The organism is Paenibacillus sp. OSY-SE (assembly GCF_000283315.1).
Lineage (GTDB): Bacteria > Bacillota > Bacilli > Paenibacillales > Paenibacillaceae > Paenibacillus_B > Paenibacillus_B profundus.
Genome location: NZ_ALKF01000055.1, coordinates 1 through 209, shown reverse-complemented (window position 1 = coordinate 209; position 209 = coordinate 1). Strand labels below are relative to the sequence as shown.

Below are 209 nucleotides of genomic sequence, written 5' to 3'. Positions count from 1 at the left end.
CCGATCGACCAGATTCTCGATATGATTCCTGGTATGGGCAACATGAAGCAAATGAAAGACATCAAAGTGGATGACAAACAGATGGGCCGGATTGAGGCTATCGTTCATTCGATGACTACACAGGAAAAGCAAAACCCGGACATGATTAATCATAGCCGTCGCAAGCGGATTGCTGTAGGCAGTGGAACATCGCTGGCTGAGGTAAATCG

1 pseudogene is annotated in these 209 nt (G+C 47.4%); it reads left to right on the top strand.

Going from position 1 to position 209, the window contains the following annotated elements:
- A pseudogene (locus tag A372_RS32685) lies at positions 1 to 209 on the top strand (signal recognition particle protein); the annotation flags it as partial.